Origin of the sequence: Pseudomonas sp. NBRC 111133 (genome assembly GCF_001320605.1) — a bacterium.
GTDB lineage: Bacteria > Pseudomonadota > Gammaproteobacteria > Pseudomonadales > Pseudomonadaceae > Aquipseudomonas > Aquipseudomonas monteilii.
In genome coordinates this window covers 34,558-59,527 of sequence record NZ_BCBJ01000088.1, presented here as the reverse complement: position 1 = coordinate 59,527, position 24,970 = coordinate 34,558, and the positions used below count along the sequence as shown (strand labels likewise).

The 24,970-nt window shown below is 57.9% G+C and carries 27 protein-coding genes and 1 pseudogene; 2 read left to right on the top strand and 26 right to left on the bottom strand.

The window, feature by feature from the left end:
• Window positions 1-625: 625 nt before the first annotated feature.
• A pseudogene (locus tag APH36_RS32790) lies at window positions 626-850 on the bottom strand (DUF4113 domain-containing protein); the annotation flags it as partial.
• A gap of 254 nt (window positions 851-1,104) precedes the next feature.
• On the opposite strand from APH36_RS32790, the gene APH36_RS32785 reads away from it, so the two are divergent.
• Complete coding sequence (locus APH36_RS32785) at window positions 1,105-1,560, top strand: glyoxalase superfamily protein (RefSeq protein ID WP_023660738.1); 456 nt, start codon at window positions 1,105-1,107, stop codon at window positions 1,558-1,560.
• 322 nt (window positions 1,561-1,882) lie between these two features.
• Here the strand turns inward: APH36_RS32785 and APH36_RS21150 are convergent, their stop codons facing one another.
• The 14 genes from APH36_RS21150 to APH36_RS21095 all read right to left on the bottom strand — a co-directional run bounded on the left by APH36_RS21150 (window position 1,883) and on the right by APH36_RS21095 (window position 11,986).
• Window positions 1,883-4,132, bottom strand: coding sequence for a DEAD/DEAH box helicase (locus APH36_RS21150; RefSeq protein ID WP_031324274.1), 2,250 nt, complete (start codon window positions 4,130-4,132; stop codon window positions 1,883-1,885).
• Window positions 4,133-4,229: 97 nt separating this feature from the next.
• On the bottom strand, window positions 4,230-5,669 hold the full coding sequence (locus APH36_RS21145; protein WP_023660735.1) for a DUF6094 domain-containing protein: 1,440 nt from the start codon (window positions 5,667-5,669) through the stop codon (window positions 4,230-4,232).
• Window positions 5,670-5,697: 28 nt separating this feature from the next.
• Window positions 5,698-6,300: a hypothetical protein gene (locus tag APH36_RS21140; RefSeq protein WP_232109481.1), complete on the bottom strand. Its 603-nt coding sequence runs from the start codon at window positions 6,298-6,300 to the stop codon at window positions 5,698-5,700.
• 65 nt (window positions 6,301-6,365) lie between these two features.
• Window positions 6,366-6,620: a hypothetical protein gene (locus APH36_RS21135; protein WP_023660733.1), complete on the bottom strand. Its 255-nt coding sequence runs from the start codon at window positions 6,618-6,620 to the stop codon at window positions 6,366-6,368.
• 93 nt (window positions 6,621-6,713) lie between these two features.
• The gene (locus tag APH36_RS21130) at window positions 6,714-7,319 is read right to left on the bottom strand and encodes a DUF3275 family protein (protein ID WP_023660732.1); all 606 of its coding nucleotides are present in this window, start codon (window positions 7,317-7,319) and stop codon (window positions 6,714-6,716) included.
• A 62-nt stretch (window positions 7,320-7,381) separates the two neighbouring features.
• Window positions 7,382-7,792: a hypothetical protein gene (locus APH36_RS21125; protein WP_023660731.1), complete on the bottom strand. Its 411-nt coding sequence runs from the start codon at window positions 7,790-7,792 to the stop codon at window positions 7,382-7,384.
• Window positions 7,793-7,860: 68 nt separating this feature from the next.
• The gene (locus tag APH36_RS21120; RefSeq protein ID WP_043287754.1) at window positions 7,861-8,181 is read right to left on the bottom strand and encodes a hypothetical protein; all 321 of its coding nucleotides are present in this window, start codon (window positions 8,179-8,181) and stop codon (window positions 7,861-7,863) included.
• Window positions 8,182-8,490: 309 nt separating this feature from the next.
• Window positions 8,491-8,841, bottom strand: a complete 351-nt coding sequence (locus tag APH36_RS21115) for a hypothetical protein (protein ID WP_023660729.1) — start codon at window positions 8,839-8,841, stop codon at window positions 8,491-8,493.
• Window positions 8,842-8,922: 81 nt separating this feature from the next.
• A complete protein-coding gene (locus tag APH36_RS21110; RefSeq protein ID WP_023660728.1) occupies window positions 8,923-9,348 on the bottom strand; it encodes a hypothetical protein in 426 nt (141 codons plus the stop codon).
• A 77-nt stretch (window positions 9,349-9,425) separates the two neighbouring features.
• On the bottom strand, window positions 9,426-9,584 hold the full coding sequence (locus APH36_RS31770) for a hypothetical protein (RefSeq protein WP_023660727.1): 159 nt from the start codon (window positions 9,582-9,584) through the stop codon (window positions 9,426-9,428).
• 53 nt (window positions 9,585-9,637) lie between these two features.
• Complete coding sequence (locus tag APH36_RS21105) at window positions 9,638-10,216, bottom strand: STY4534 family ICE replication protein (RefSeq protein WP_023660726.1); 579 nt, start codon at window positions 10,214-10,216, stop codon at window positions 9,638-9,640.
• Window positions 10,217-10,667: 451 nt separating this feature from the next.
• The gene (locus APH36_RS32140) at window positions 10,668-10,844 is read right to left on the bottom strand and encodes a hypothetical protein (protein WP_023660725.1); all 177 of its coding nucleotides are present in this window, start codon (window positions 10,842-10,844) and stop codon (window positions 10,668-10,670) included.
• A 72-nt stretch (window positions 10,845-10,916) separates the two neighbouring features.
• Window positions 10,917-11,270: a hypothetical protein gene (locus APH36_RS21100; protein ID WP_023660724.1), complete on the bottom strand. Its 354-nt coding sequence runs from the start codon at window positions 11,268-11,270 to the stop codon at window positions 10,917-10,919.
• A gap of 332 nt (window positions 11,271-11,602) precedes the next feature.
• Window positions 11,603-11,986: a hypothetical protein gene (locus tag APH36_RS21095; RefSeq protein ID WP_023660723.1), complete on the bottom strand. Its 384-nt coding sequence runs from the start codon at window positions 11,984-11,986 to the stop codon at window positions 11,603-11,605.
• 233 nt (window positions 11,987-12,219) lie between these two features.
• Here APH36_RS21095 and APH36_RS31765 point away from each other — a divergent pair, with 233 nt between their 5' ends.
• Window positions 12,220-12,657, top strand: a complete 438-nt coding sequence (locus APH36_RS31765; RefSeq protein ID WP_139139510.1) for a hypothetical protein — start codon at window positions 12,220-12,222, stop codon at window positions 12,655-12,657.
• Between the two features lie 612 nt (window positions 12,658-13,269).
• On the opposite strand, the gene pilM is transcribed toward APH36_RS31765, so the two are convergent.
• The 11 genes from pilM to APH36_RS21035 form a co-directional block, all read right to left on the bottom strand.
• The gene (gene pilM / locus APH36_RS21085; protein ID WP_023660721.1) at window positions 13,270-13,710 is read right to left on the bottom strand and encodes a type IV pilus biogenesis protein PilM; all 441 of its coding nucleotides are present in this window, start codon (window positions 13,708-13,710) and stop codon (window positions 13,270-13,272) included.
• Between the two features lie 98 nt (window positions 13,711-13,808).
• Window positions 13,809-14,462 carry a hypothetical protein gene (locus APH36_RS21080; protein WP_023660720.1) on the bottom strand — a complete coding sequence of 218 codons (654 nt, stop codon included), beginning with the start codon at window positions 14,460-14,462 and terminating at the stop codon, window positions 13,809-13,811.
• Between the two features lie 128 nt (window positions 14,463-14,590).
• The gene (gene pilV / locus APH36_RS21075; protein WP_055985445.1) at window positions 14,591-15,877 is read right to left on the bottom strand and encodes a shufflon system plasmid conjugative transfer pilus tip adhesin PilV; all 1,287 of its coding nucleotides are present in this window, start codon (window positions 15,875-15,877) and stop codon (window positions 14,591-14,593) included.
• The gene (locus APH36_RS21070; RefSeq protein ID WP_023660718.1) at window positions 15,867-16,808 is read right to left on the bottom strand and encodes an ATPase, T2SS/T4P/T4SS family; all 942 of its coding nucleotides are present in this window, start codon (window positions 16,806-16,808) and stop codon (window positions 15,867-15,869) included. Before APH36_RS21070 ends, pilV begins: the two co-directional genes overlap by 11 nt.
• An 11-nt stretch (window positions 16,809-16,819) precedes the next feature.
• Complete coding sequence (locus APH36_RS21065; protein WP_023660717.1) at window positions 16,820-17,335, bottom strand: type 4 pilus major pilin; 516 nt, start codon at window positions 17,333-17,335, stop codon at window positions 16,820-16,822.
• 23 nt (window positions 17,336-17,358) lie between these two features.
• On the bottom strand, window positions 17,359-18,525 hold the full coding sequence (locus APH36_RS21060; RefSeq protein WP_023660716.1) for a type II secretion system F family protein: 1,167 nt from the start codon (window positions 18,523-18,525) through the stop codon (window positions 17,359-17,361).
• Window positions 18,518-19,861: a GspE/PulE family protein gene (locus tag APH36_RS21055; RefSeq protein WP_225624741.1), complete on the bottom strand. Its 1,344-nt coding sequence runs from the start codon at window positions 19,859-19,861 to the stop codon at window positions 18,518-18,520. Before APH36_RS21055 ends, APH36_RS21060 begins: the two co-directional genes overlap by 8 nt.
• A gap of 221 nt (window positions 19,862-20,082) precedes the next feature.
• Window positions 20,083-20,640 carry a type IV pilus biogenesis protein PilP gene (gene pilP, locus APH36_RS21050; RefSeq protein WP_023660714.1) on the bottom strand — a complete coding sequence of 186 codons (558 nt, stop codon included), beginning with the start codon at window positions 20,638-20,640 and terminating at the stop codon, window positions 20,083-20,085.
• Entirely contained in the window at window positions 20,630-21,958 is a 1,329-nt protein-coding gene (pilO2, locus tag APH36_RS21045) for a type 4b pilus protein PilO2 (RefSeq protein ID WP_031324269.1), read from the bottom strand. Before pilO2 ends, pilP begins: the two co-directional genes overlap by 11 nt.
• Before the next feature lie 10 nt (window positions 21,959-21,968).
• Complete coding sequence (locus tag APH36_RS21040) at window positions 21,969-23,789, bottom strand: PilN family type IVB pilus formation outer membrane protein (RefSeq protein WP_023660712.1); 1,821 nt, start codon at window positions 23,787-23,789, stop codon at window positions 21,969-21,971.
• Window positions 23,786-24,919 (bottom strand): TcpQ domain-containing protein, encoded by a 1,134-nt coding sequence (locus APH36_RS21035; protein ID WP_031324267.1) that lies wholly within the window; start codon window positions 24,917-24,919, stop codon window positions 23,786-23,788. The genes APH36_RS21040 and APH36_RS21035 overlap by 4 nt, the downstream gene beginning before the upstream one ends.
• Window positions 24,920-24,970 lie beyond the last annotated feature (51 nt).

Genomic DNA, 24,970 nt, shown 5'->3' with positions numbered 1-24,970 from the left:
CAATCCAGATTAGGGGGCTGAATTGCGAGTCCTCACAGGGACCATCAACGTGCGTTCAGTTTACGTTCGTAAATTACGATTTGCAAATGGTGGTGGTCCGATTGGGATTGCGTTTTGGCATGCGACGAACGTACCGACCGTTTTCGGTGGCCTGAAAACCGATCCGCTTTTCGGCTTGGCTGAAAGCTGACTGCTTCCGCCCATGATCGCACAATGCCAGATTTGCAGCTATTATGGCGCTGCCTGCACTCACGTTGCCCGAAGCAGGTGGCCAGTTACGCAACAGTTTCATCCCCCAGACGCGGCGTAGGAACCCGCGCCAGATGACCATCCGGGGGTTCTCAACCGGCCACCTCACAGGGACCATCAACGGTAACTCGAAGGCGCTATGTGTTCTGGAAAAAGCGCTGGAGGTTCGGCCTTACCTACTTAGGAGGCCGAAATGTCTAAATTTGGACGTTTGTGGGACCTCGTTTGGAATGGTTACAGAGCTTTCAAGCTGTACGAGTTCCTGCGGGACCATTATGAAGACTGGTTCTAATTAATGGGGAAGCCCCGTTCTGGTTCGCCAGGGCGGGGCTTTTTGCATTAAGACAGAGCATGGCCAATGCCTGGCGCGCCACCCTCATCTGCAGTAAACCCGCCATAGCTGATCTAACCGGGTCGTAAACGACTGACTCAGCAGTTCCCGACGCATACCCCACTCAGGGCTTCTTGGAACGTTGGCAGATCTCAGTGTGCCTTTGCCGTACCGCTGGTTTATGCCATCCATTACCGACATCAGGCGATCGCAGGCAACTGGTTGCGTTGCCGCGAAGAGATCGTCAGTGAACTCACCCGGTTGCCGTAGCAAGGAGATATCGCGGTAATGCCCAAGCCCAGCCCTCGCTCTCCGCCGAAGTAGAGGGATAAGCCTTAGCCCGTTATAAGACTTGATAATCAATTGTGGCTGAAATAGGCTTAGGACCGGGCCACTTGCTGCCTGCCCCCTCCGCCGAATTGGCATGGTGAAAGCAAGGTTTTACCCCCTAATGGTGATTCTCACCGGCAGGTCGCAAAGGAGGGTCCGACACGCGATGCGAGCCGGTATATTGAGAACACATCATGACCAAGATTGAAGCGCTGAAGTCACAGGCCAAGCGCCTGCGCACCCACCTAGCAGCAAATAACGTTCCTCTCAGCCATAGCCAGGTTCTCGAAGCGGTTGCTGTCATGCATGGACATCGAGATTGGAACACGGCTTCAGCGGCCGAAAAAGAACATTCCGCGCTCCTGAAAGATCCCCAACATCTTAATTTGTCATTAGAAGCCATTTTGAATGGAGGCATGCAGCCTGGTGCAGACCTTGGGCCAGCCGAAGTGCAGAGGGAAGGCACTTACAGGCGCGGCTACCATCACTGTGCTGCTGTGATCATGCATGCGATGCGAGGGCCCGCGCCGATTACGGCTGCCATGTTGAAGGGCTGGATCGAGGGGGCGGGTAAGGAGTGGAGACATGATAAGCCTCTGGACCGTATGATCATCGCGCCCGCCTTTGTGGCTGCGAACGCAGAAGATTAGATGCTATCTAAGTGTTTTGAAGCGGAAGTAAAGGCATGCGTGGCCTCTAATTAGCGGGGGCTGAGTGTTCTTCCTCATACTAAAACCTTCACCAATTATTATAAGGGTCTTTCATGGCAAGCTTCACAGAAGGTAACAAATATCAGTTCGCGCTCCCAGATGGACAGGTCATTGTCCTTCTCTTTAAAGGTTTTGAGGGATATATGGAGCCTGTATGGATTGATCCGGCGTCCGGTCAGAAGGTCCAGCTGCCACCATTTAGCAGCTACAAGAAGGTTTGAGGGAACTAGATTAAAAGAGGCCACCTGAAGGTGGCCTTAAGTTATGCAGCAATCAGTTGTCGTGCGAGAGCCATCTCTACCGAATCTCCATCTTGGTTTAACGAGTCGAGTCCGGATTCCGGCACATCGCCCGAAGTGCTCTGGGCCACTGCGATCTTCTTGGCCATCAACTGCAGGCAGGTGATCTGCGAGCTGCCGGCGTAGCCGAAGAACACTACGCGGACCGGGTGTTTCTGCCCGATCCTCCACGACCGCCGCGCGGCCTGCTGTAGGGTGTACACGTTGTACCCGGTCTGCAGGAACGCGATGGTTGGGAAGTCCAGCAGGTCCAGCCCGGTCTTAACCAGCTCCGGGTTGGTGAGCAGCACGTCGACACCACGGTCAACCTGGTCGAGGATCCAGTCCTCGCGCCGAGCCGTTTCAACCGTGGCCCGCAGTACCGCAACGCGAAGGCCTGCCTGCTCGAGGACCTTCTTCAGCCTGGACGTGGTGTCGCGCGTCCCGCTGTAGACGGTATATGCAAGGACCTTGCGGCCTTTCGCTTTCTCCTCGAGGCAAAGGTTCAGCAGCGCCTGCTCCTTGGGCATCAGTTCATGGTCGCCGAAGAGCGCCGGCACAAAGGCCAGCGTGTCTCGAGTGCGCGGATGTTTGACCATCTCCGATCGGAAGCAGCAGTCCGGCCAGGCCAGTAGCACGTTGAGCACCACTCCCAGAAGAGTGGTGTCTCTCCGGGCCAGGGCCTGGCGGAGCTCAGCGGTCAACGTGGCCGCCAAGCGCTGGTAGGCCGAGGCCTGCTCCGGCGCCATGGGCACGTCGATGAACTCCTCCTGGTAGCTGGGCAGCACGTTGCCACCGATATCCTTGAGCTTCAGGAACACGGTGAATGGCAGCACGAACCGGTGGATGCCTTTAGGGCCGAAGCCTGGGGCCTTCACGGTGCGTACCGACAGCTTCTTGCCCTTGGCAGTCTTGTGCGAATCGCCATCGCGCTCGGTGTAGATGTCCTTGAGGACTCCGTGATCGCGCATGAACGACATGGCTGCAGGAGCCATACTGCCGCGTGCGTTGGGTCGGTAGCCGTCCTCGATCATGCGCTGGGTGAGAATGCGGAACAGGAGGTAGAACAGGTCGTCGGCGTAGCCGCCCATCAAGGTCCCGGTGAGAAGCACGGTTTTACGCGCCTTCGCGGCCAACACCCCCATGGCCTGGCCCTGGGCCGAACCGCTGTTCTTGTATTCATGCCCTTCGTCGACAACCAGCAGGTCGAAGAAACCATCGGGTAGGTAGCGCTTGATGAACTCTGTCGGCTGGTATCCGCCTTCGCCGAATCCAAACTCGATGTTGGCCATCGCCCGCTCCATGCGCTTGGCCTGACGGTCGCTGAAGACGAAGTTGCCTTTCGCGTCCATCAAGTTGATGAACTCTGAGACGTTGTCGACCAGCATCGAGGCCAGGAAGTCCTCGCCGAAGTCGTTCAGCAGCCGTTCCGCCCGGACCGGGCCGATCGTTGGTATCCGGCACATCGACTTCAGGATTGTCGAGCGTCGGTCCCCACCATCAGCTTTGCCTGGGCGCATAAGCGTCCAGAGGGCAGCGTTGCAGGCACTGCAGTTGCGACGGCGATCACCGCGCTCGAACTCTTCCACGGTGACCAGGTTGCCTTCCAGGTCCTCGAGGACCTGGCCGCAATCTGGACATGCCGCCAGCCGCTGGCCACCTGCAGTGCGCCGCTTCCAGCAGGCGAGTCGCCAGTGGAAACCCATCCGCATCCTGACGCGGCCGAGGATGAAGAACTCCGGCCGGCCGTCATAGGTTTGCCCCGCCTGGTCACGCAGCTTAAGCAGTTTGACCAACGTGTCCGGGCCGTTGAGCACCCAGACGCGGGCGCCTGGTGTGGTCTCCAGGATCTCGCGCCGCCACTTGTAGACAAGGTGGGGTGGTGAGATGACGAGGGTTCGACGGTAGCCTGCCGCGTGGAGCACGGCAGCGACTGCGATGGCCATCATCGTCTTCCCGGTACCCATCTCGGCGTTGATGATCGCAGCTTGCTCGTTGCGATCGAGCAGAAGCGCCGTGATGGCTTGGACAACCTCAGCTTGCGCCACGAATGGCGTGCGCTTGAGACTTGCCATCACGGCCTGGCGCTGTTCGTTAATGCTGCCGGTATAAACCGGAGGGTTGGAGCGGTTGAGCGACTCCAGTAGCTCATCGCCAAATTCGTCGATGAAAGCCGTCAGGTTGATATTCAGTGGGGAGTTGGCCGAGGCGGCTGCTTGGGTCAGTGCGTTCATGTGCATCTCCTGCAGGGAAAGCAGGGCATGCACAAACCCCAGCGGGTATGGGCATACCCTGTGGGTCGGTGTGGGGTTGTCGCCGTTGCGGCGTGGGTCAGTAGTCGCTGGGAAGCAGCAGGGTGGTGGAGCTGCGGTCGGCTTCGGTGATGATCCAGAGCCTGGACTCGTCGCCCGCGTCGATGTCGTAGCCTGAGAACAAACGGTCTCCGTGGGTAAGCGCAAGCTGATTGGAGGCCCGATCGTCATCGCATAGCTCACCCCAGTCGCCAGCAAGATGGCGTTTCAGCGCGGGAGTAGGGTTGAGCTGCCCGGTTTCGACCAGATGGCTGACAGCGGCGGTCATCATGATCTGCCCCGGGTTGAACAGCGGCGTTGCAACTGACTGATCGGTTGCAGGCGCTTCGTCGTTGCTCGCCGGTGAGGAACTGATGATCAGCACCTTGCCGTAGTTCACCGAGGAAGGTGTCATTTCCCAGGCGCGGATGATCGGAATGAACCGGTCGGTGAGGATCCTGACTTCTGAGACGTTGCCTTTCTCGTCCTCGGTGAATTCTGTCTTGCGCACCTTGTCCTTGTAGGTATCACCCTTCACGACCAAGACGCGCCCCGACTTCGAACGTACAACACCGGAGATTGCGCCGGCGGCCAGGGCCAGGGCGAGGTGCCAGCGAGAAAGCTCGCGGACAGGGGCTCGGGGTTGAAGGCCGGCCTGACCGAAATGCAAGTTGAAGTCGGGCCAGAGGCCTCGCAGCCGCAGAATCTCGGAGGCGAATTGCTCCGGCTCCAGGGTAATGCGGTAGAAGTGCTCCAGCTCGCTGGCAACTGACGGAATGAGGTACGGCTCCCATGGCCAGGTGGCAGGGATCTCCTCGGCCAGTTGCTGCCCAGCGCCGATCGCCTGCAGGCGGGACCTCACCTGGTTGGTGGTGGCCCGAGCCAGGTCTTGCCGGCGTACGCGAATGCCGAAGATCACCACCTGTTTGAAGGTGGGGTCTGCAGCACCGTATACGCGCAGTTCGGCGAAGTGGTTGCTCAGCCATCCTGTGAACTCGTCGTCCAGCACGTAGTGAGGAACGATGAGCACCATGACGCCGCCGTACTGCAGAAGCGGGAGGCAGCGTTGATAAAAGGCTTTCTCCAAGCGCCGGCGGCCGTTGCCTTGGTACTGGGATGCACCGGAGTGATCCGCGACCAGGTCACCGTAGGGTGGGTTGAGCCAGAGCAAGCCGAACGACTGGCGGCTGATCAAGGTGTCGAAGAGGTCGCTGTGCAGCACCCGGTCGAGCAGGCCACGCGCGTGATCCGCGCGTTCGAGATCGTACTCGACGGCGAACGCTTGGACCTGGTCGCGGCCTAAGAGATGAGCCGCTTCAGCAAGGGCGACACCCTCGCCGGCACAGGGGTCGCAGATCCTCATCCTGCCCGAAGTGGCGGGAGTGAGTGCCTGCAGCGTGCGTTCAAGAGTGATTTCATCGGTGGGGTAGTAGCCGTTGCGGGCAAAGTTGCGCGCCAGGCGCGGAAACATGAGGGCCATAGAGTGTCCTTTGAGTTGGTGGATGAGCTCAGGCAGGTGCCTGAGCTTCAGTGGTGAGTACGCCCTGGCGAATCAGCTCTCCGAGAGTAGGCTCGAGCACCTCGAGCTTCATGGCGAGTCGCCAGGCGCAGACATTGCCGATCGCTCCAGGGAGGGCGATCAGCATCTGGTGCTGGGTGAGTACCTCAATCACGGGCTCGCGCCAGTGGGAGAGAAGGGGGAGTGGGCAGGTCTCGATTACCAGCGGCCAGAGTCGATGGTGTGGAGCTTCATTTCGCTCCAGGAGGGCGAAAGCGAAGTGATTGGCTTGGTCGGGAACAGAGGCGCGTCGATCGAACAGCCAGAGGTGCAACATGCTGCCGAACAACGTCCCGCGGAATTGCCGTGTGGTGCGCTTTTCCAGCAGGTCCTGGTTGGGGAAGACGGGAATGCTCCGCCCGTCGACGAGAATGTGAAACTGCTCAAGGCCATTCTCTTCCCGGCCAAGTGTGAGCCTGGCCAGAAACTCCTGTAGTGCGGTGTCACGACCCCAGGCCGACATGAACACCAAGTTGCGTTGTTCGTCGCACACACAGGCGTCGACGTACAGGTCCGGGCATTCCTCGATCTGAAACAAGGGGGATGGGTGCATGATGGCCTCCATTGTGGAGGCGTCCGTCCCAGAGGGCGGAAACGCCCCCCGGGGTGGTCTGGTGGTTAATTGAAGGTCCTGGTGAGCGGATCGAAAGCCACACTGTCTTGTTGGTGCAGCGGGCCGTGACCCTCGAGGAATATTTGGATCCGGTACTGGTCGCGGAGACGTATAGCAGCCTCAGCCTGGTCCAGTGTGAGGTCCAACTCTTCGATGAAGAAGTCGACGAGTTCCTCGTCAGTCGACACCTCGTTGTTGGACAGCTGGTCCTCAATGTTGGCGAGGGTTTGTTTGCTCAAGTGGCTGAACATGGCGTTCATGGTGGTGCTCCAGGTAGATAAATGGAGCCCCCGAGGAGGCCCCTCAGGGTGTGTGGTTCAGGTTGACTGCGGCAGTGGTCTGGCAGGGGGGGGTTAAGGCGAAGCCCTGGTCCAGGTTTGAGTTTTGAAGTCCATGGTAAAACCGAGCTGGTCCAGCCGCGTGCACTGGGCGCGCAGCCGTTGTCGGTCTACGGTGGTGTCGAGCCTCACGGTTTCGCTCAATGGCCAAACCGTGCCAAATAGCTCGGCATCGATGTCGTTCGTGCTCGGTGGCTCCGATGGACTCATCCCGAAGGGCTCATCCGAGGCGAAGGCATCAGTTTGGGGCTGTCGCGCCGGCGTACTTGGAGTCCGACGTGGCGGTATCGGTGTGGGTGGTGGCCCGTCCTCTTCAAGAGGGTCAGGGACGTTGGTTGGCAGGTGTTCTTCGTCTTCGCGACTGAGACCTGTGACATCCTCCAGGGTCATGCCCTCGAGTTCAGCCCTGATCTCAACAACGAGTCGACCGCCGTGTGAGTAATACGATGGGCGAATCTGCTTGATCGCGAAATCACCTCGGTATTTACCCTCCTGGTACTGATCCAGAAGAGCATCCTTGATGGTGAACTCACCGATCGAGGTACTGAGGCGGCCGACGTTGAATAGCCCGAGTCGGCCGGAGATGGTGCGGATGGCCAACTGGCCGGTGATTGAGATCATGCGCGCTCCCCGTAAAGCATGGGGAACTCCCAGCGGGCGTTCCCCGCGAGGGTGGAAGGTGGTCAGCAGTCGAACAGCGGCAGACCGTCGAGAACGTTGCTGTTGGGGTCGATGACCAGGAACCTCACTTCAGCCTGAGCGGCAAGAGTGAGTACTCGGATGGTCTCCTCACTGAAGCCCTCGGTGGCTTGCAGAGCTTGAAGTGTCGACAGTTCGTACCCCCAGTACTGTCCCAGATGTTGGTCGGTCCAGGGCGTACTGAGAAGTTTGAAGCCGATGGCGTCACTGTCGGGCAGGGTGAAGCACTCGAACTGAAGCAGAGCTGTATCAGCAGTTTCAACGAGTGCCTGCAGCTCCTCCCAGTCCTCCTCGGGCAAGTGTGCAGATGCGATCTCGAACGCTTGGCTGCAGCAGGGATGAGGTACAGGGTGATCGCCGGTAGCGATGTTGAAGGGGTTGGGTGATTGTGCCATGTGGCGTGCTCCTGGTTGAGAGGAAGCCACCCCAGAGGGTGACCCCTCTGGGTGATTAACTGGCTGTGTCAGGCGGGGTCTGCAGTGGGCTGCAGCTGGATCTGGATGTAGGCAGGCTCGTTCTCGGGGGTGACGACTCGCAAAGCGAGGGCAACCCAGTCACGTTGGCGGCCAGTATGGCGCTTTGTATACACGCCGAAGGTAAAAGCCTTGGCCAGAGGTTGCTGCTTGAGTTCTTGCCACGCCGTTTGTACGACGGTAGCGAGGCGTTGGCTCATTTCGGCTACCCGGTCAGGGTTTTCGAGATAGACCGCACGCATCCACGCAGCGTTGTCCAGGACAACCGGAAGGGTGAGGTATGCCTCGGACGAGGCGGATGGTATGGACATCAGAGGTCTCCAGAATGAGCGAGGCCTCAGTCCGCGAGGGATGAGATCCCCGCGGGTAGGTAAAGTAGAAGGCACTCCATCACTGAGTGATGTGATCGCGCTGCCGAGTGCTAGGCGATCTTGGGTGGGTTGGCGCAACGCGCTGGAGCCTTAAACCCTGGCTCCGGGAGGCACTGTCAACGACAGTGAACCAAAACAGAATTCATTTGTCGGGCTGTTGGCAGAAGCCTCACAGATGCCCGGTAACTGCTTTGAAAGCCCCCCCGAAGGGATACCCTTCGGGGTGGAGGACTGGTGATACAGGGTGGGTCAGATCATGTCTTCGTAGATCTCTTCCCAGAGGTTGGAACTAGCTTCCTGTACAGCGCGGTAGTGCTCATCATCGAGCTGGAAGCCTTGTCGTTCTGCCTCACGTTTGAACAACTGATCGTGAGGAAAGGTGAGTGCGGCATATTGATCGCGCAGCGTAGTGAGCAGGCTCATCTCGTAAAGTTCGAAGTGTTGACCACAACGATCCATCGCAAGATTCGAGCTAGCTTGAATTGAATCCGCGAACCGCCGCTCGAGTACGTCTACGCGGATGAAGGCTCCGGTAACTCGTTTCTCGAAAGGATTGGTGATGAACATGACGCCGTTAAAGGCTTGAGTGGCTTGGGACATGGTGATTCTCCGATGAGGGGCCACCAGCCCGCTCGGGTGATGTACCCGAAAGGTAAGGTTCAAGCGCTGAAGTTGGTGGTACTAGAGGTCATTGGGGTCCATGAGACCCTGGGTGACCCTGAGAATTCGTGTATTGACCCGAAGATCCTTGGGAGTGATTTTGCCCTGGGCGTAGGCCATGTCAGCTAAATGATGTTTACGACCGCAGAGGAGTGCATAGACATCAACAAGACGATATCTGTCATTCGACAGTTCATCATCCGTTACCGACCAGGAAGAGTCGAAGTGAGGAAGCAGCTTGGTGAAATCGCACCAGGTCATGTCCGTGTAGTCTTGGATTCGCGCGCCGTGATCATCGATCTCGCAACCCAGACGTTCGAACGAAGTAGAGTAGTACAATCGAGGCTTCTGACCTTTGTCCCGCAGCTCCAAAATATCTGAGCGTGCGGTAGCGAAGTCGGGGAAGCATTGCCGAATATCTCCAGCAACAGTGATGCAGTACGGCATGGCGAAGTCCTTTGTGAGGAAAACGCCTCCCGAAGGGGATCGGCGTCCCCTAATGGGTAGAAGTCAGGTTGGTGTGATCAGTGGGTTGGCACAGTTGTGATCGAGCTGACTTTGCGGTTGAGGACATCGATAGCAAAACCGCTCAGCCCGATGAAAGCGCATGCGCCGAAAACAATGTCGCCGAGAATGACGGCGGCAATCAGGATTAGAAGGTTCAACGCGAACAGGATTTTCATGACTGCCTCCTTGGCAGAAAGTGAAGGCGCTGAAGTCAGCGCCTTGATAAGGGTTATGCGGCCTGGTTGGCCTCCTTGGGAAGATCATTACCGAAGTCAGGTTCAGGCTGTTCACCAAACTGGTCGGCGACTGGCTGTTCCTGATTCACGGGTTGGTCAGGAGCAGGTTGTTCCTGATTCAACGACTGATCAACACCAGGTTGTCCCTGATTGTCAGCTGGTGGGGTAGCGTTTTTCGGCTTCGCTTCGTACACCAGCTTGCCGTCGACTTTGATCCAGCCGATGAAGAGCAGACGGCCTTTGAGGCTTGCGCCGGCCTGGCCTTTCTTCTCGCCTTTATCATAAGTGAAAGCATCAGCCCAGATGTCGCCGATTCGGAAGGAGACGAGCACCTTCTTTTTAGCTTCAACGGCCTGCTGGCAGCGTTTAACCAGCGATTCTGCCTCGGCACCGACAATGTTGCAGTCGATGTAGGAGTACTCGGCTTTATCAGTTGCACCGTGCAAAGCTGCAACGGTGACACAGGTGAAGGGTTTGCCCTTGCGGGGACTGACTTCACGGATACGGTTGAGGTAGCCGATGCCAGTGGTATGCAGGTCGAAGAATTTGGCTTCGTTGGATTGATTGCTCATTGTGGTTCTCCAGTTTCAATAGCGAAAGCGGAGAAACACTTCGCCCAGGTGGGGAAAGTATTCCCCGCATGGGTTAGATGGTATTGCAAGTTGGGAGGGCTTCCATCAATTCGAAAATTGACCAATCGCTCTACCGGAAGCTTGGCGATTTTGGGTTGATCAACGCCTGAAGGGGCGTGGCAGTCTTTCAGATCTTGACTACTCGGGCTTGGGGTGCTGACGACGTCAGCAGCTCACAGGCTCAAGGATGGAAACGGCAGAATACTTTGTCAAGCCCTTGAACAAAAAACCCTCCGGTAGGAGGGTTTGAAGGGGAATCGACGTTCAATGCGCTCGCAGAAGCTTCTGGCATTGACGTTTGACATTGGGCCAATCTGCCCAAACCGCCATACCCAAGCAGAGTACGAGCAGGGAAGTCAGCAAGAGAATACCGAATGTGGTCTGGCTCATGTCAGTCCTCCGGTGTGAGGTAAATACCTGCTAACCAGATTACAGCACCTACCGCCAGGGCGAAAGTGGTAAGCAATCGGTTGGTGCTCAGAAAAATGCCCACGAGGGCGGCGGCGACAGCTGTGGTGCCTATCTTGCGAAGGTCGTCCGCTACAGCGGCGCGTTTTTTGGATGCCATGGCTTTCCTTAGATCGCCAGGCCCTCACCTTGCCAGGTGGGGTGCCTGGCACAGGGTGGGGAGGGAGAAGGGTTAGATCGCCGCGACTGGGGCTATGAGATCGTTCAGCGAGCCCATACGTGGCTCAGGTGCTTTGCGCTGGGCCGGCTTTCGCTGACGGACACGGCGCTTGGTCGGTGGTACCGGCTTGGTGTTGGTATCGAACCACTGGTTCAGATCAACGCCGCGGCGTGCAAGGGTAGGAAAGCGGCAAAGCTCATCCCAGTCGTTTCGAATGGGCGATATGCTCGCGAAATGAGCTACAGGCTGGGCCTGAACAGGGACAGGCGGAGTTGTCCGTTTCATGGAGCGCAGGAACTCTCGGGTGAGGGTGCCGAGCGCATAGCCAAAACGGAAGCCGGTCGTTGGTGCGGACATTGCGGTCATGGTGTTTCTCCTGCGGTGAAAAATGCGGAGAAACACTGACCCAACGGGGGAAGTGTATTCCCCGCTGGGTTTGCGGAAGGGGCTTCTATCGGTTTTACCCGATCGGTCGTGCTACCAGAAGCGAAACGACCTTGGGAGGATCACACATCGAATGGTGTGCTGCCGCATTACAGATCCGTGCGGCATAGGGCATGTTGCTGACGACGTCAGCAGATCACACACCAATAATCGAAGCAGAGGAGGCTTGTGTCAAGCTGGCAGTACGAAACAACGAACCTCAGGCTGGCCTGGAAAAGTGGTCGTCTCGGTCGCCAATCCTTGGTATCGATTCTTTAGCTGAGCAGATCCAGTAGGTCGGCTGGGGAATTACAGTCAGGAGAAAGCAATGCTTGCCGCACTTTTTCGTAAGCGCGCGCAGCCTCTTCGTAGGGCGTGTGACTATCGTTAAAAGTCCAGCCAGCCTTGTGCAGTGCGGCACGTTTAAGTTTGTCTCCCGCTCCCCAGCCCTCCCAGCCTTCCCAAGCGGGTTGGGATCTCAGTACACCTAGGTCGCGGCCAAGCTTTTCGAAAAAGCCTTGGTTCTTCTGCATTTCGTTCTTGGCGAGAGACGCAACCTCTCCGTCAATCAAGATGTGAGTTGGGAGCGCTCCCTCAATGCGAACAAAGTCATACGGTTCAACTTCGTCGCGGAGTCGGAGCGTTTCAATCGAATTCATGTTGTGGTCCTATTTTTGAAAGGGCAGACACGCAGCGCTTTATAGTTGGATATGTGCTGGAGAATAGGCCGGGAAGCCAAACTCTTATATAAATCTATCTCAAGTCTGTCTGGTTTTGGAAGAGGTTTTTATTCGGGGTCAATTTCGGTGAGTTGACGCCTTTCACGGGTTTGTTATATTTCCCTGAATTTGCAGGGTATGGCACCCATTTTTGCTGGGGGATTCAAAGGCTAATGAAGGATATTTTGGATTGGTTTTCCAAGGTTAATAGCAGGTCGTTGCTTATGGTTTTTGGTGCTCTGACATTGTTGAGCGTTTTCCCGGATTCATCGCCGTTGGCCGACCCATTCTCTGTTGCTGCACTCGCATTGCCGGTCGCAATGGGGATGTCGTACCTGATGGTGTTATCTTGGGTAGTCTTTATTGGTCGCTTGAACCTAGGGTTGCGCGATGGTGATTGGGCTAACATGGGGGTGCTGATCGGAGGATCAGGTTTGGCTTATTGCCTATGCATTTTACTTTGGTATGTCTCGCATACCCCTGACCCTCTTGATCTCAAAATCCTTGGTGCGGCTGATTTCGTTCGTTTCATTACGCTGTATCTCTTGTCTGTCGTGACAATGAGAGTGCCTCGATATCCCGCTGCAGCGAGGGGCCATGAACCCGATTAGGGATGTAGGGAGGGAGAAAGGATACCGGCTGGAGATCACCTCCAGCCGTGATGAGAAAGGATGTAGAAGGAGCCACCTGTGGGGAGATCGTCGATCCCTGGGCATTGATCGTCTCGATTCTCATCACCTGGCCATTCTCGTGGCTTTGGCCAGCAAACGTGAGGCACGCATCCGCGCACAAAAGGAGCCCGGCTTATCGCCGGCGGGCCACCGGCAGGGGGAGAAATACCCATTGGGTAGCCTGATGGACCTCGCTTGAAGTCCATCAGGCTACCCAAAGGGAAAGAAAAGAGTGGGGCCACATCACCGGTGTGGCCCTTGGAGCTAAGAAGCACCGAATCTCTTGAGACTCTGTATGCCTTTGGACTCGATCATCACGAGTTAGACGGCTGCGCGACTAGAGAGAGCAGGGAGGCAAAGGGAGAATCACAACCAGATCCGCACGCCCTTCCCGGAGCTATAGCGTGCTTACGGTTTGGTATTGGGGCGAACCACAACACCTGGGCGCTACTGATGACCGTCAGTAGCCAGCGGGGTTGAACCATTGCTGATGGCATTATGTTGTCGGCACCGTACAGATGCAAGCCGATACGCCCTTGCAGCCTGAATTCTTTAGTTGAGCGCTACGACCGCGCCTTCGGGTACAAGCGGAGGAATAGTGACGTTCGTCACGCCAGCAACTGGCGAGTACAGCAGTCCGGAACGCTTGACCCCAACGGACATCGATTGGGTTCTTTCCACTAGGGCAGCAGGTAGCCCCGCTGGTACGGCACCGGTGAAGTAGGTGTAGCTCTGTCCCGCCGTCACATAGGCGGCCAAGCCCGATGGTTTGGAAAACCAGGAGGGAAGCGACAAGGCGGCATCTGCAGGCGTGCCAGTGTAGGATGGGTTCGCAGCGGCATACTGCGCTGCAGCTGATCGGTAAACGAGGAAGTTACGGCTGACCGAATCAACCGTGGCGTAGTCCGAGAGCTGGAGAGACTGTTCCTCCTGCAGGGAAACTATCCCCACGGCAATCAGAAGTATGGTTATGACGATCCAGTTGAAAGACATTGCCTGGCCTCCTGGAGTGCAGAGGGTGAAGTTCAGCCCTGTGGGGCTTTGTCAAGACCAATAGTTCCTGAGATCGCCCCAGCCGCATCATGAGCGTGTTAGAAATTCCAACGCAGCAACGTTTTCCACATGTTCTTGAGCGGCGACCGCCAATGCTTGCGCCAGTTGCGCTCCCACCAATCATCTTCATTTTTAACCACTTGCTCCAGGTCGCTCCCAGTTACGCAGGCAGCGTGCTGCCGGAACATCATCGGGAAAACGCAGTGCTGGCGGATAGTGTTTTTGAAAACGACGTCGACAGGTGTGCCGTCATATTGGGTGTTTGCCAGGATCTGGCAGCCTTCTCGCGAAAGCACGTAGGCATGCAGCGCTACGACGCGTCCACGAGCGATAAATGGAAACCACGTCAGCCATGTTCGGCCCATGGAGTAGCCCAGGTGTAGCGCCTCGAATCGGTGCCGACGCATGAACCGGTTGATCCATTGAATGCGTGAGGCTTTGAGTTCATAAGGCTTCACATCATCTTCAAACACAAGAATGCGCTCAAGTCCCTGATCCAGGGCAAGGCGAGCCAGCTGCTGATGAGACTCGTAACAACCTTGTTTGGGATCGTGATGTTTTTGAACGATGTGGAAGTTGACAGGGTTATCGATTACTTCGCCGATGCTTTCTCTGAAGAGCTGGCGGCGATCTTCGCGAGTGTCTAAAGAGATGCAATACACTGCATCTACATCAAAATGGATACTGCTCACTTCTCAATCCTTGTAAGTGCTGCTTGGAAGCTCGGTAAGGCGGTAAGCCATGATACCCGCTAGAGGGTGTGTCACAAAGCCATCATTGCTTATCGAGCAGTTGGAGCCGCCGGCACGGCGGCGCTGGGTCAGAACTGGCAGCAGAAAATGGTCGAGTAATCGTTGGAGCCGATGATGATTCCGGGCGTCGTGCTCGAGCGCCAACCCTGGCCGTAGGTGTCCCACCCGATCTTGGTGTAGCCCGCGGGGCAGGCGTATGTGGTCACGTCGTTCGCGGCGTACCCGGGGATGGTGTAAGCCGCGCACTTGGGGGCTGTACTGGATGCGGAGCGCCATACCCCTGATTGGCAGGAAAGGGTTTGGCCGGCAGCGTTTTTGGCGATCAGGCTGTTGTCGCTGCAGGCAGCACCCTCAGCAGCCTGGCCACCGATCGAGAGATACTCCCCCGTCGTAAGTCGCCCAGACGCGCTGATGCTGCCGTAGGACTGGACCTGACCGGCGACGACGGCACCACCCGTAGCGAGGCCTTTGTTGTTGTAGATGCGCACCCAGTCCGGATCCGACTGGTAGATGCCGCCGCCCCATTTTTCGTTGTACCAGCCAGTATCACCGCGCGATCTGAACCAGCCGCCCGTATAGGTCTCCCCTGTGATGTTGGCGGTTGCTGCAGTCACCGTATTTGTCGCCGTCACGTTCCGAGCATTGAGGTCCGCACTGGTTGTCACATTGCCAGACGCAGTGATGGCTGCTGCGTTGTTGATATTGTGCCCCCCGATGCTGAGGTCGGTGTTCATGCTGTTCAGCTCGGGGTGGCCCGGCACCGCGTTGCGATACAGGTAGTCGTTGGCGAGTTGGCCATCCATCAGGAACAGTGCGCTTGCGGTATGGCCGGCGCCGGGGTTGATGGCGTAGTTGCTCAGGGTCACTTGCCAGCCACCGCGTACGCCCTGAATCACATTGGTGTTGCTCGAAGAAATGAAGCCGCCCGGGCCGCCGAGGTTTTCTGCAATTGTTCGAATGCCCAGCTCCGATATGGCCTGGCCACCGGTGGTGAGGACGACAGCTTCCAACTGGTTGGCATTCGGCTTGCGAGCCAGCCCGACGATCGTCTGGCCAAACCCATTGGTGTCCGTGAACCCGGCCGGCAGGAAGTTCGTGTTGCGAAGCATCGGTACTGTGATCTGTACCGGATTCGTAGCGGTGGCGCTCGCCAGCACAGTACTGAAGTTGTCTTTGAGGTACTTGCTGACCGCGTCAGCGACCGCCTTCTGCTTGTCTGCAGCGATCCTGAAGTCCTGGGCGTCCATCTGCTTGATGATCCACACCGAGCCCAGGGTGATGAGCACAGAGAGCACGAGCAATGCCATGACGGCGTCCACGCCGAGCATCCCCGCCTGGTTGCGTTTATTGATCATTCCAGAGGCTCCTAGAGGACTGGTTGGCGATGTCTTGCTCGAGCATCTGCAGTTGGCCGGCACGGATCTTTTCGCGGATACCAGGTGCGTCGGTTCCAACCAGAGACAGGCATTGAAGTTTCAGCCGCTTGAAGCCAGATGCGTCAGGGATCAGGACCTGGTGGATGACGGCAATGAGTCCTTGAGCCAGCAGGTCTTTCGCATTCGGGATCAGTGGCTGTGCCAGCGAAGCCAAGCGCTCAATGCCTTTGGTGGCGCTGCCGGCATGCCCGGTGCAGATGATGAAATGACCATTGATCGAGGCCTGGACTACTTGGGCGGCTGTCGGTGTGTCGCGTACTTCGCCCACCATCAGGATCTCCGCGCGCGTTCTCAGCGCCCGGATCAACGCCTCCTCATATCCACCCTGGCGACGGGAGACTGGGATCTGGATACAGCGCCCAAGTCCATGCTCGCCATGCAGCAGAGGTTCGGGTGGATCCTCGACGGTCAGTCCCATTCCCCCAAGCTCCTCAAGCCTTGCCGCAACCATCGAGGCCGCACTTGAGGTCTTGCCGGAGCCCATCTCACCGCAGATGAATATCAACCCTCGTATGCCAGGGTCGAACAGGCTCCGATGGAGTTCATCAGGCAGCCCGAGATCGTCCAGCGGGAGAATCCGAACCACCGACCTGCTCAGTACGAAGAGCGATTGTGCGTGGAGATCCTGGAGCTGGGTAACCCGGTAAACGGCACCATCGAAAATCAGCGAGAACTCAGGTTCCTGCGTTTTGTTGAAGTGCTCTTGGCAGCGCTCGCGCAGTTGATCAATTTCGACTCCCCATTCCTGAGGGGCAGGAACACGAGTGGGCTGCCCAGGCAGCCCCTTCACGTCCGCGAAACCGTCGCCGAGGTAGAGGTCGACGAAGTTTGCTTCGGAGATGGCGCTCACACCAAGCTCCTTCAGTAGGTGGTCCAGGTCATGGTGTTGGCGTTGTTCGAGCAGCTGGTGGTTGCTGCAGTCGCTAGTACTTCACCCGTGGTCGCCGTGCCGCCATTGATTGCGGTAGTGGTCTGCTTGTCTTTGGCCACCTTGGTTGCCAAAGTGATACAGGCGCTTTTCGGAACGTTGGCTTCGGAGATAGTGAAGGTCATACCGTTGCTGACGACCGTCACGGCACCATTCCACTGGTTCACCAGGGTGGTGCCGGAAATCCCCATCGAGCCGGTGCCTTCGATGTTGATCAGGGACGTTACCAGGCTCTGCCCGGACGTCCCGTAGCCAGTGGAGCCTTTAAGCTTTTTGGTGTTTGCGATCAGGGTGCTGATGTTGCTCTGTTCGATCGCGACATCGGAGTTGCCGATCATTCTCCAGCTCATCCAGACGATGAAACCGATCGCAACCGCGATCAGCATCAGCCAGAAAACACCGTCAATCGACAGGAAGCCGGCTTGTGTACGTTTTGCACGAGTTACCATGCTTGTTACTCCTTGGTTACTGTTTAAAAGCTGGTTGAGTCCATTACGCTTCCGGCCATCTGGAAGATCCCGATGACCACGAGGATCATCAGGACGCCCATGCACACCGAGGACATGGCGATCAGGAATTTGGAAGTCGCATCAACGCGAAGAAGGGTTTGCTCTAGCCAGCGATTGGCAAAGCGCTCCATGGACTCCGCGAATCCCTTGCGGGTCGCCAGGACCTCCAGATAGTGGATGGCCATCGCATCGGGAAATTGGTGTCCGGCGAGCTTCAGCGCTTCGCCGAAGTTTTTGCCTGAGCTCACGCCGTAGTGAATCGCGTCGAGCCTTTCGCTGAGCCAAGGTGGAGCGCTCCTGTTGAGGATGGCTAAGGCATCCAGCTGGTTGATGCCGGTGCGCAACATCACCGACATGTTCAACAGGAAAATTGAGCCGTGCAGAACCTTGTACAGAGACCAAGGTGGGAACGACTCAACGCGAAGGCGCGCGACTTGCAGAACCCTGCTCACCTGTACCTGCCAGGTCGGGCTGTCAGGTTTGATCTTGAGCCCGCAAAATACGGGTAGCGTGGTTACAGCAATGGCGATCACCGCCAGCAGGCCGATCAGTATTGCCAAACCGTAATGGGTGACGAGGTTGGACAGGTGGTAAAGCAGCGCCGGAATACCTGTCCAGGATTCTGGGTCCGATCGCCTTGTCATTGAAGGGACCATCCATAGGGCGATCACATACAAGAGCGCCCACATCAGGCTCCAGGTCAGCGATGGAAGCGCAACTACTGATCGGACCAGCCGGCCAATGCGCTGGCGGATCTCGATGATCCGCACGCAATCACGAAACGCCTGCACCAGGTTCCCGGTTTCTTCTCCCGTCTCGATCAGTGACGCTTCATCGTAAGGAACGTGAGCCCTGCAGGAGTGCGCCAGGGACTTCCCCCCACGTACTGTCATTGCGATCTCGCCGCAGATTATCGATACCGGATGCAGCTCCTTGCCGTTGTTGCTGAAGGCTTTTTCAACCGTCTCCAGAGCAACCTCGATCGGGATCCCGTCCTCGAGCACGCCCATGAGGCTCTCGTAGAATTGGACGCGCTCCTTCTTCCCGAATTGCTTGGCATAGAAGGTCTCGACCCAACCTCGGGACGCCTCTTTCAAACCAGCTCGGAAGTCTTGGAGCGCATCAAACATGGGAGAGCTCGACTAACTGGCGGTCAAAATCGAGCGGACCAATAATGGTCTCTGCGTGCCGAGGATCGATACTTCCCATTTCGATCTTTGTAATGGCATGAGCGATCTTGGTAATGCCCCCCATCTCCTTAACCCAATGCCTACGCGCAGCGCTGGCACCTCTCTCTGAGAAGACACCCATGAACTGCATGTCGGTGAGCAACACCTCACCTACTACGGTTCGATCGACGACACCGAGATTTCTACAGCATGAGCAGCCTTCGCCGCGCAGATTGACCTGGTCGACGATCCTCAGTTTTTCAAGGCGAGAAAGTAGGCCGGGAGTGATCGTCCCGAGGTTCCTAGACAATGGAACGCGACATGAAGGGCAGAGAACTGGAAGCAGGGACTGGTTGATGATGCCGGTGGTGAGGGCAGGATCCGTCACCAGGTACTTGGGTACCCCCATGTCGATCAGGCGCTGAAGGGAAGCGACAGCGTTATTCGTGTGCAACGTCGACCAAACCTGGTGACCTGTCATCCCTCCGCTGTAAGCGGCCTGGGCCGACTCAACGTCCCGCAGTTCTCCGTACATCAAAATGTCAGGATCCAGGCGGACTGAGTTTTTGATGCCGTGATTCCAAGTCTCACCGCTACTCAATGGGGATTGATTGGCTTTTAGCGGATACTCGGGTGGATCCTCGAGAGTCAGAAGGTGCTTCGTACCCTGCGTCTCGTCGTGGAGTAAGTTCAGGTTCACCTGCAGCGATTTTGACTTTCCGGAGCCAGTCGGACCGGTGATCAAGTTCACCCCATACGGCAGACTCCGAAGGCGCGCGAACTGTTCGATTTGCGCCGGCAAGAAGCCCAAGTGTTCGAGCGTCATCTTTTTTTGATCGTCGTAAAGAAGCCGCATGACCATCAGCGGACCGTCCACGAGAGGGCGCGTAGCTACCCTGGCACCGAACAACCCAAGCTGTTGCACGAATTCCCGACCAACGCGCGCGTCTTGCGCGATCTGCGGTTGGTAGTGATCTTTGGTGACGTCACACATGCTGTTGTAGAGCGCTGAACACAGCTCCAGACCGACCAGGCTTGACTCCTGGCGTGCCTCCCAGAGCAGTCCATGTAGGCGGTAGAAGATCTTGGAAATGTCGTGGCCAACAACGATGTGTACGTCACTGGCCCCGCGTCGATGGGCATCACCCAGTATCTGCAGGGCATGGGCCTGACGGTCGGTATCGACTTGCGCGAGACCCACGCCGGCCTGGGCGGAGGTTTGGTAAAGCGCCTTGATGTCTGTCATCGAGCACGTCGAGATCGTGTAGTCGAACCCTGCGTGGTCGAGCTGATCCATGAAAGCCATCACCCAAGGATCAGTCTGGTGCTGGGTCGACACATGAAGTGTGCCGTCTTCGGTTAGCGCGCAGTAAAGACGCAACTCGGGCTTTACCTCGAATCTGCCCCCTGGGGCCGTCAAGACGGTACAGGCAGGGGAGAACAGAGCTGCTGTGCCGGCATCTGCCGACAGACTATCGGCAGGGTTTGGAGCTGTAAGGACGGTCACTGGGCGCTACCTCAGGGCTTGGTTTGGAACATGCCGGGCAAGGCGTTGGCTGGCTGGGTGAGCGCAGGGGGCTGGATGGCTACCGATGGGGCCTGGTCAGAAAACCCCAACGGGAATCGCTTGCCCTTACGCTCGAGCGTTACGCCGTCCAGGGTGATCTGAGCAACGCGGTAGCCACCAGGCAGCTCGCGGCCAATCAGGGCATCAACCTCGATACCGCTGCTGTAGAGCAGGGTCGCCTGCATCCTGCGAGCTGAACCCGTGACGGCCTTGACCACTGGGAGGTCTGACTTGGCGGCTGCTTTGCTTTCAGAGGGCAGGTACTGCATAGGCTGAGGCGCAGGGAAGGGATTACTCATCCCAGTGCTTACCGGTTGGACCGATGGCGTGGGTTCGCCCTTCATTTCTCGCTCGGCCTTGGCTCGTTCGGCCTTGGCCTTCAACAGAATCGTCTCGCTCTGTACCTTCCCCAGTTCGCCAATGCTGATGCCAGACAATTCCGAAGGGGTCGCAAAGGCATTCGTAGCGAACGCCGCGACGATCAAGAGGCCCACGGCGTTATTTCGCATACAGATCACCTGTCACAGTCCACATCAAATGGTTGGCCTGATACTCAGCCTTGATTTCGCGCAGCCTCAGCCCCTGGACGGGTGCGTCCGTGAGCGAGTCGTGCGGTAGCACACCCGTGCTGTACTTCAATTCAAACTGCCTCCACTCAGGGGGCGGAGGCGGTGGAGGAGCGGGTTGTCCTGGCAGGGCGGGCTCTTGGGGAACAGCAACAGGCACTTCAGTGAGCGTCGGTTCTTGAGAAAAACGATGAAGCGACGACGTCAAATTGGCAGTTGCTTCGGCTACGTTCAGCAGTGGCTCGTCACCTGCTGCAGGCAGAGATATCGCGTAAGGCAGCGTCGCGGAATTACCCTGGTTGAAGAATGCAGGGGGACCCGAAAAGACGCCGTTCGTGGCGGATATGAGGTCAGCTGCCGTGCTGTTGCCTGTGCGGTTGTAGGTGGTCAGAACCTGGGAGCCGTCGCACACAGCGTCGGCATAAAGCCAGCCATCGATGCTGGGGGGCAGCCAGTAAATGACCTTGCTGCAACCGTCCACAAAGTCTCCGACTGAGGGACGTTTTGCCCAAGGGTGCTCCAAGGCTTGTGCAGGCTGAGTGCTGCCACTCTCCCGCTCCAGCCTGGCGAGTTCTTCGAGCCGCTTCTGCTCGGCCGCCAAGCGTTTCTCCAGCTCAACCTGGTCCTGGTAGGCGCTCCACTGCGACCAACCGATCAGCCCTGCTGTAACAACGATGCCTGCGATTGCTAGCTGGGACAGCTCTGCTCTGGATAGCCCGAACACCAATGGGCGTAGTCGATACTCGCGCTTGAGCTTCGACGGCTGGAGCAGCTCATCGACATCGAGTGGTTTGCCCCCCATGTCGAATTCGGTGGGCAAATACCACTCTTCAAACTCAATCCCGCGGCTGCGCTGTTGCGCCACTCGCCGGCGGATTTCGACTTCCGAGCCAATGACGTCACAGCCAGGGATGATGCCGCCCTTGTAAACAGCGACAAGCGCGTATCGATCCTCGTCCGGGCTCACTCGCCACGCGGCGATCCAGGACTCACCGAGCTGGCCTGCCAGGGTCGAGGCCAGGGAGTACATCCCTTTGGTCACACCATCGGTACGAGCAACGAAGCCGGCCTGGATAATTCGCGGGTTACGTCGAATCGTGACGATATCGAGCTTGTTCTCCTTACCGAACTGGCGAGCTTCCTTCATGTGGCCAGTCACGCTGCCCAGCGGGTGCCATCGCAATCCGGTGACGAACGCTCGGCCTCGGTGGTGCAGAATCTGCACCCGAGAGATGCGTGGCGACTGAGTTTCAGTGCTCATTGTCGGCATCTCAAAGAACCTGGCAGACGCTGAGTGGCGGCCTGCAGTGGGTGCGGGAGGCAGGAGCGGTTCCGTTCAAGCTGAACTGATGGCTGCTGAGGGGGTAAGGAATGCTCCAGCTGCTGGACAGGCTGTCGGGTAGAACGATCGGCGTTACCAGAACGACCAGGGAACTGTGGGTGGTAGCGCGCTTGCGACCGCCGCCCAGGCCAAAGAAGCTTGCACTCCCTACACCACTCTTGTCGGCGTTTTCACTGTTCTCATCGAACCCGGTCAGGACGAGTGTTTCACCGCTCCGCAGGCGTACCTTGGGGGCAACGTTCTTGGTGTCATAGTCTGTGGTCTGGATCTTCGATTCATTGCTTTCGAAGTCCTTGAAGGTGGGCTTGCTGCTGATGCTCAGCGTGATCATCAGCAGCATGTTTTCTTTGTCCAGGAGCTTCGGCAGCAGCATCATGTTGAAGCCACTGGTGATGGTTGCCGGCGTCAGGGCAGTGCTTGAACCTACCGAGGCAGTGGTGGTGGTCGAGCTCGAGGCGACGTAGCTCTGAACGTTACCGATCTGGATGGGCGCGGGTTGCAAGTTGAGTGTAGTGACCGAAGGCGAGCGGACCTCCGACACCCGGCCTTGCTCCGACAGAGCTTGGAGGACGGCTTTCGAGCCAGCCCACGGCGAGCTGGACGTGTCCAGAATGCTACCGGTTGCAGAGATTGCCTCTGAGCTAATGCCGGCAACGGTGTTGCTGAGTCCAAAGCCCCATTTGCCTGATATCGACTTGTAGACGGCGCTCCAGTTGATGGCTGTCTGATCGCTGTCGGTAAAGTTCACCTCATAGACCTTGACGTTGAAAAGTACCTGCCGCGTGATACTGCGATTGGTGTCCTTGAGGTAGGCCGCGATACGGTTCAGTACGTCAGGGCGATCGCTGACGGTGAGCGAACCGGTGGAGCGGGAAAGCGACAGGCGCCCGGGCGGTTGTACGCTTAGCATTGCCCGCACATCGTTCTCGATGTCGGTCATCAACGATGTCTTATAGGTCGACTTGGTGCTCTGGTTGCTCCCAGACTCCCCTGTGGCGCCCGAAGAGCTGGACGAGCCGGTATCTCCGCTGCCTGTCGAGGTCAGCAGGCCGGACTTCACCGTACTCTCGATTTCCAGGACATCGCCGAAGGTCCACACATCGAAGGTGCGCGTGTCAAAGTAGGTGATCCGCACGCCTCGTAGTTCCTGGTCAAAGTGCCAGGACAGGCCGAGCTGAGAGGTCGCCTGGTTGAGCAGACCGGATACTTTCCCTGAGTACTTGAGGCCCGAAATCAAGCTGCTGGAGCCAATGCCGAGGTCGAAGGTGCTCGTATCACCATAGCCACCCATCACTGAGCTTGGCAGGAGGCCGGCCAAGCTATCGGGGTTTGCTACAGGAGGCTTTGGCTGGGCCGTTTTGTCCGACTTCCCAGACGACAGAATTGCCGGGTTGATTGCATCAGGTGCCACGATTACCGGCAGGCCTGTTTCCTTGGTGATGTACTGGGCCAGCTGCGAAATCGAGACAGCCCCTGCCGGGCGATACGCGATGTCGGCATCGAGCGCGAAGGGCAGCCCACGCTTGCTCACCAGCGGCTGCGTCGACACCCACGGCTTGTTGCTAAACACCACGGTTTCACGCGCCTGTTGAGGCTGCTGATTCTGGAGGTACTTGCTGTATTGCCCTGCAGTTCGCCCTTCATACTCCGAGCGGTCAAATGACTCGTTCACGCGCTGCAGCGCGCAGCTGGTCAACATTGCCATGGCGATCGGCGTCAGGGCCCAGCGTGCCCAAGCGGACTTGGTCATTTCTTTTTCCTCTCAGCTACGTGCAGGACGCTCTGCGCCCCCTCGCTGCCGTCGACCACGAAGGGGCGAGGGGCGTTGTCGTAAAGTGGGAACAGCTGCTTGATGGCTTCCTGGAAAGACCCTTCGAAACGCAGCGGGGCCTCAATGGGGTAGTTGAGGTCCTCCTGTGCCCAGATCACTCGCCAGTTGGCTTTTTTGGCCCATTCCTCAACGGTCTCGCGCAACGTTGATCCAACTGCGGCCGTCCATACCTGTGGCAGCGGCCGGGGAGCGGGTTTGACCTCGATGGGCGGGGCGCCGACTGCGGTACTAGAGACCGCAACCGCTGGCTTGGAAGCTGCCTGTTTGTTCGGCACTGTCGGTGCTGGGAACGCAGGCGTCGAAGGTTTAGCCGCGGCGGTTACGGTCGCAGCCGGGATAGAGCCATCCTTGGCGGGTGCCACTGGGGGGAGCGCGGGAGCCACTGGCGCTGGGGATGCGACAGCGGGCGTAGTGGTGGAGATGGGAGGGGGACTAGGCACTGCGGCGACGACTACGCCCGGCGTCGAGCCCGGTGTGGCGGAGCTGGTTTCAGGAGTCCGCGCTTTGTCGGCGTAGAGCTCGCCTGCCGGCGTCGACGGGGTTGGCAATTGGTAACCGGGGCGAAGCACGAAGCACACCTGACGGTTCACTTCATCGATCTTCACCTGCCAGGCTGGGCCGGCGAGGACCTGGAGGGTATTACGCAGCGTCATCGGGCCAAGTTTGTACTGGGCTGCCGGCAGAGGTCGGGTGTACAGGATGTTGACGTGCTGCGAACTGGGCGGGCAGAGGGCGTACCCTGACCGGTCGACCACGTAGAGCATGGCATCCCTAACGCTTGGGTTCATGCTGGACGGGATGGTTACGTCGATGATCTGTGCCATCAGGTCGCGCTGGCTCGCATCGGGTTGGGTGCTCACCAAGGTGTAGCGGCCATACCGAACGACCGGTTCCTTCTCCGGACTTGCACCGTTCGGGTAGATGTCCGGAGACAGCCATTCGGGATTACGGCTGCTATCGAACGCCGGCTTCGGCGGCTGCTCAGCCTTCTGAATCGCACAACCAGCAACGAGTGCGGCGAGCGAGAGAGTGGTCAACTGCCTGATCATGAGGCCCCCTGTAGTCATTGAGGGCACGGTGACAGCCAGCAGATTCTCATG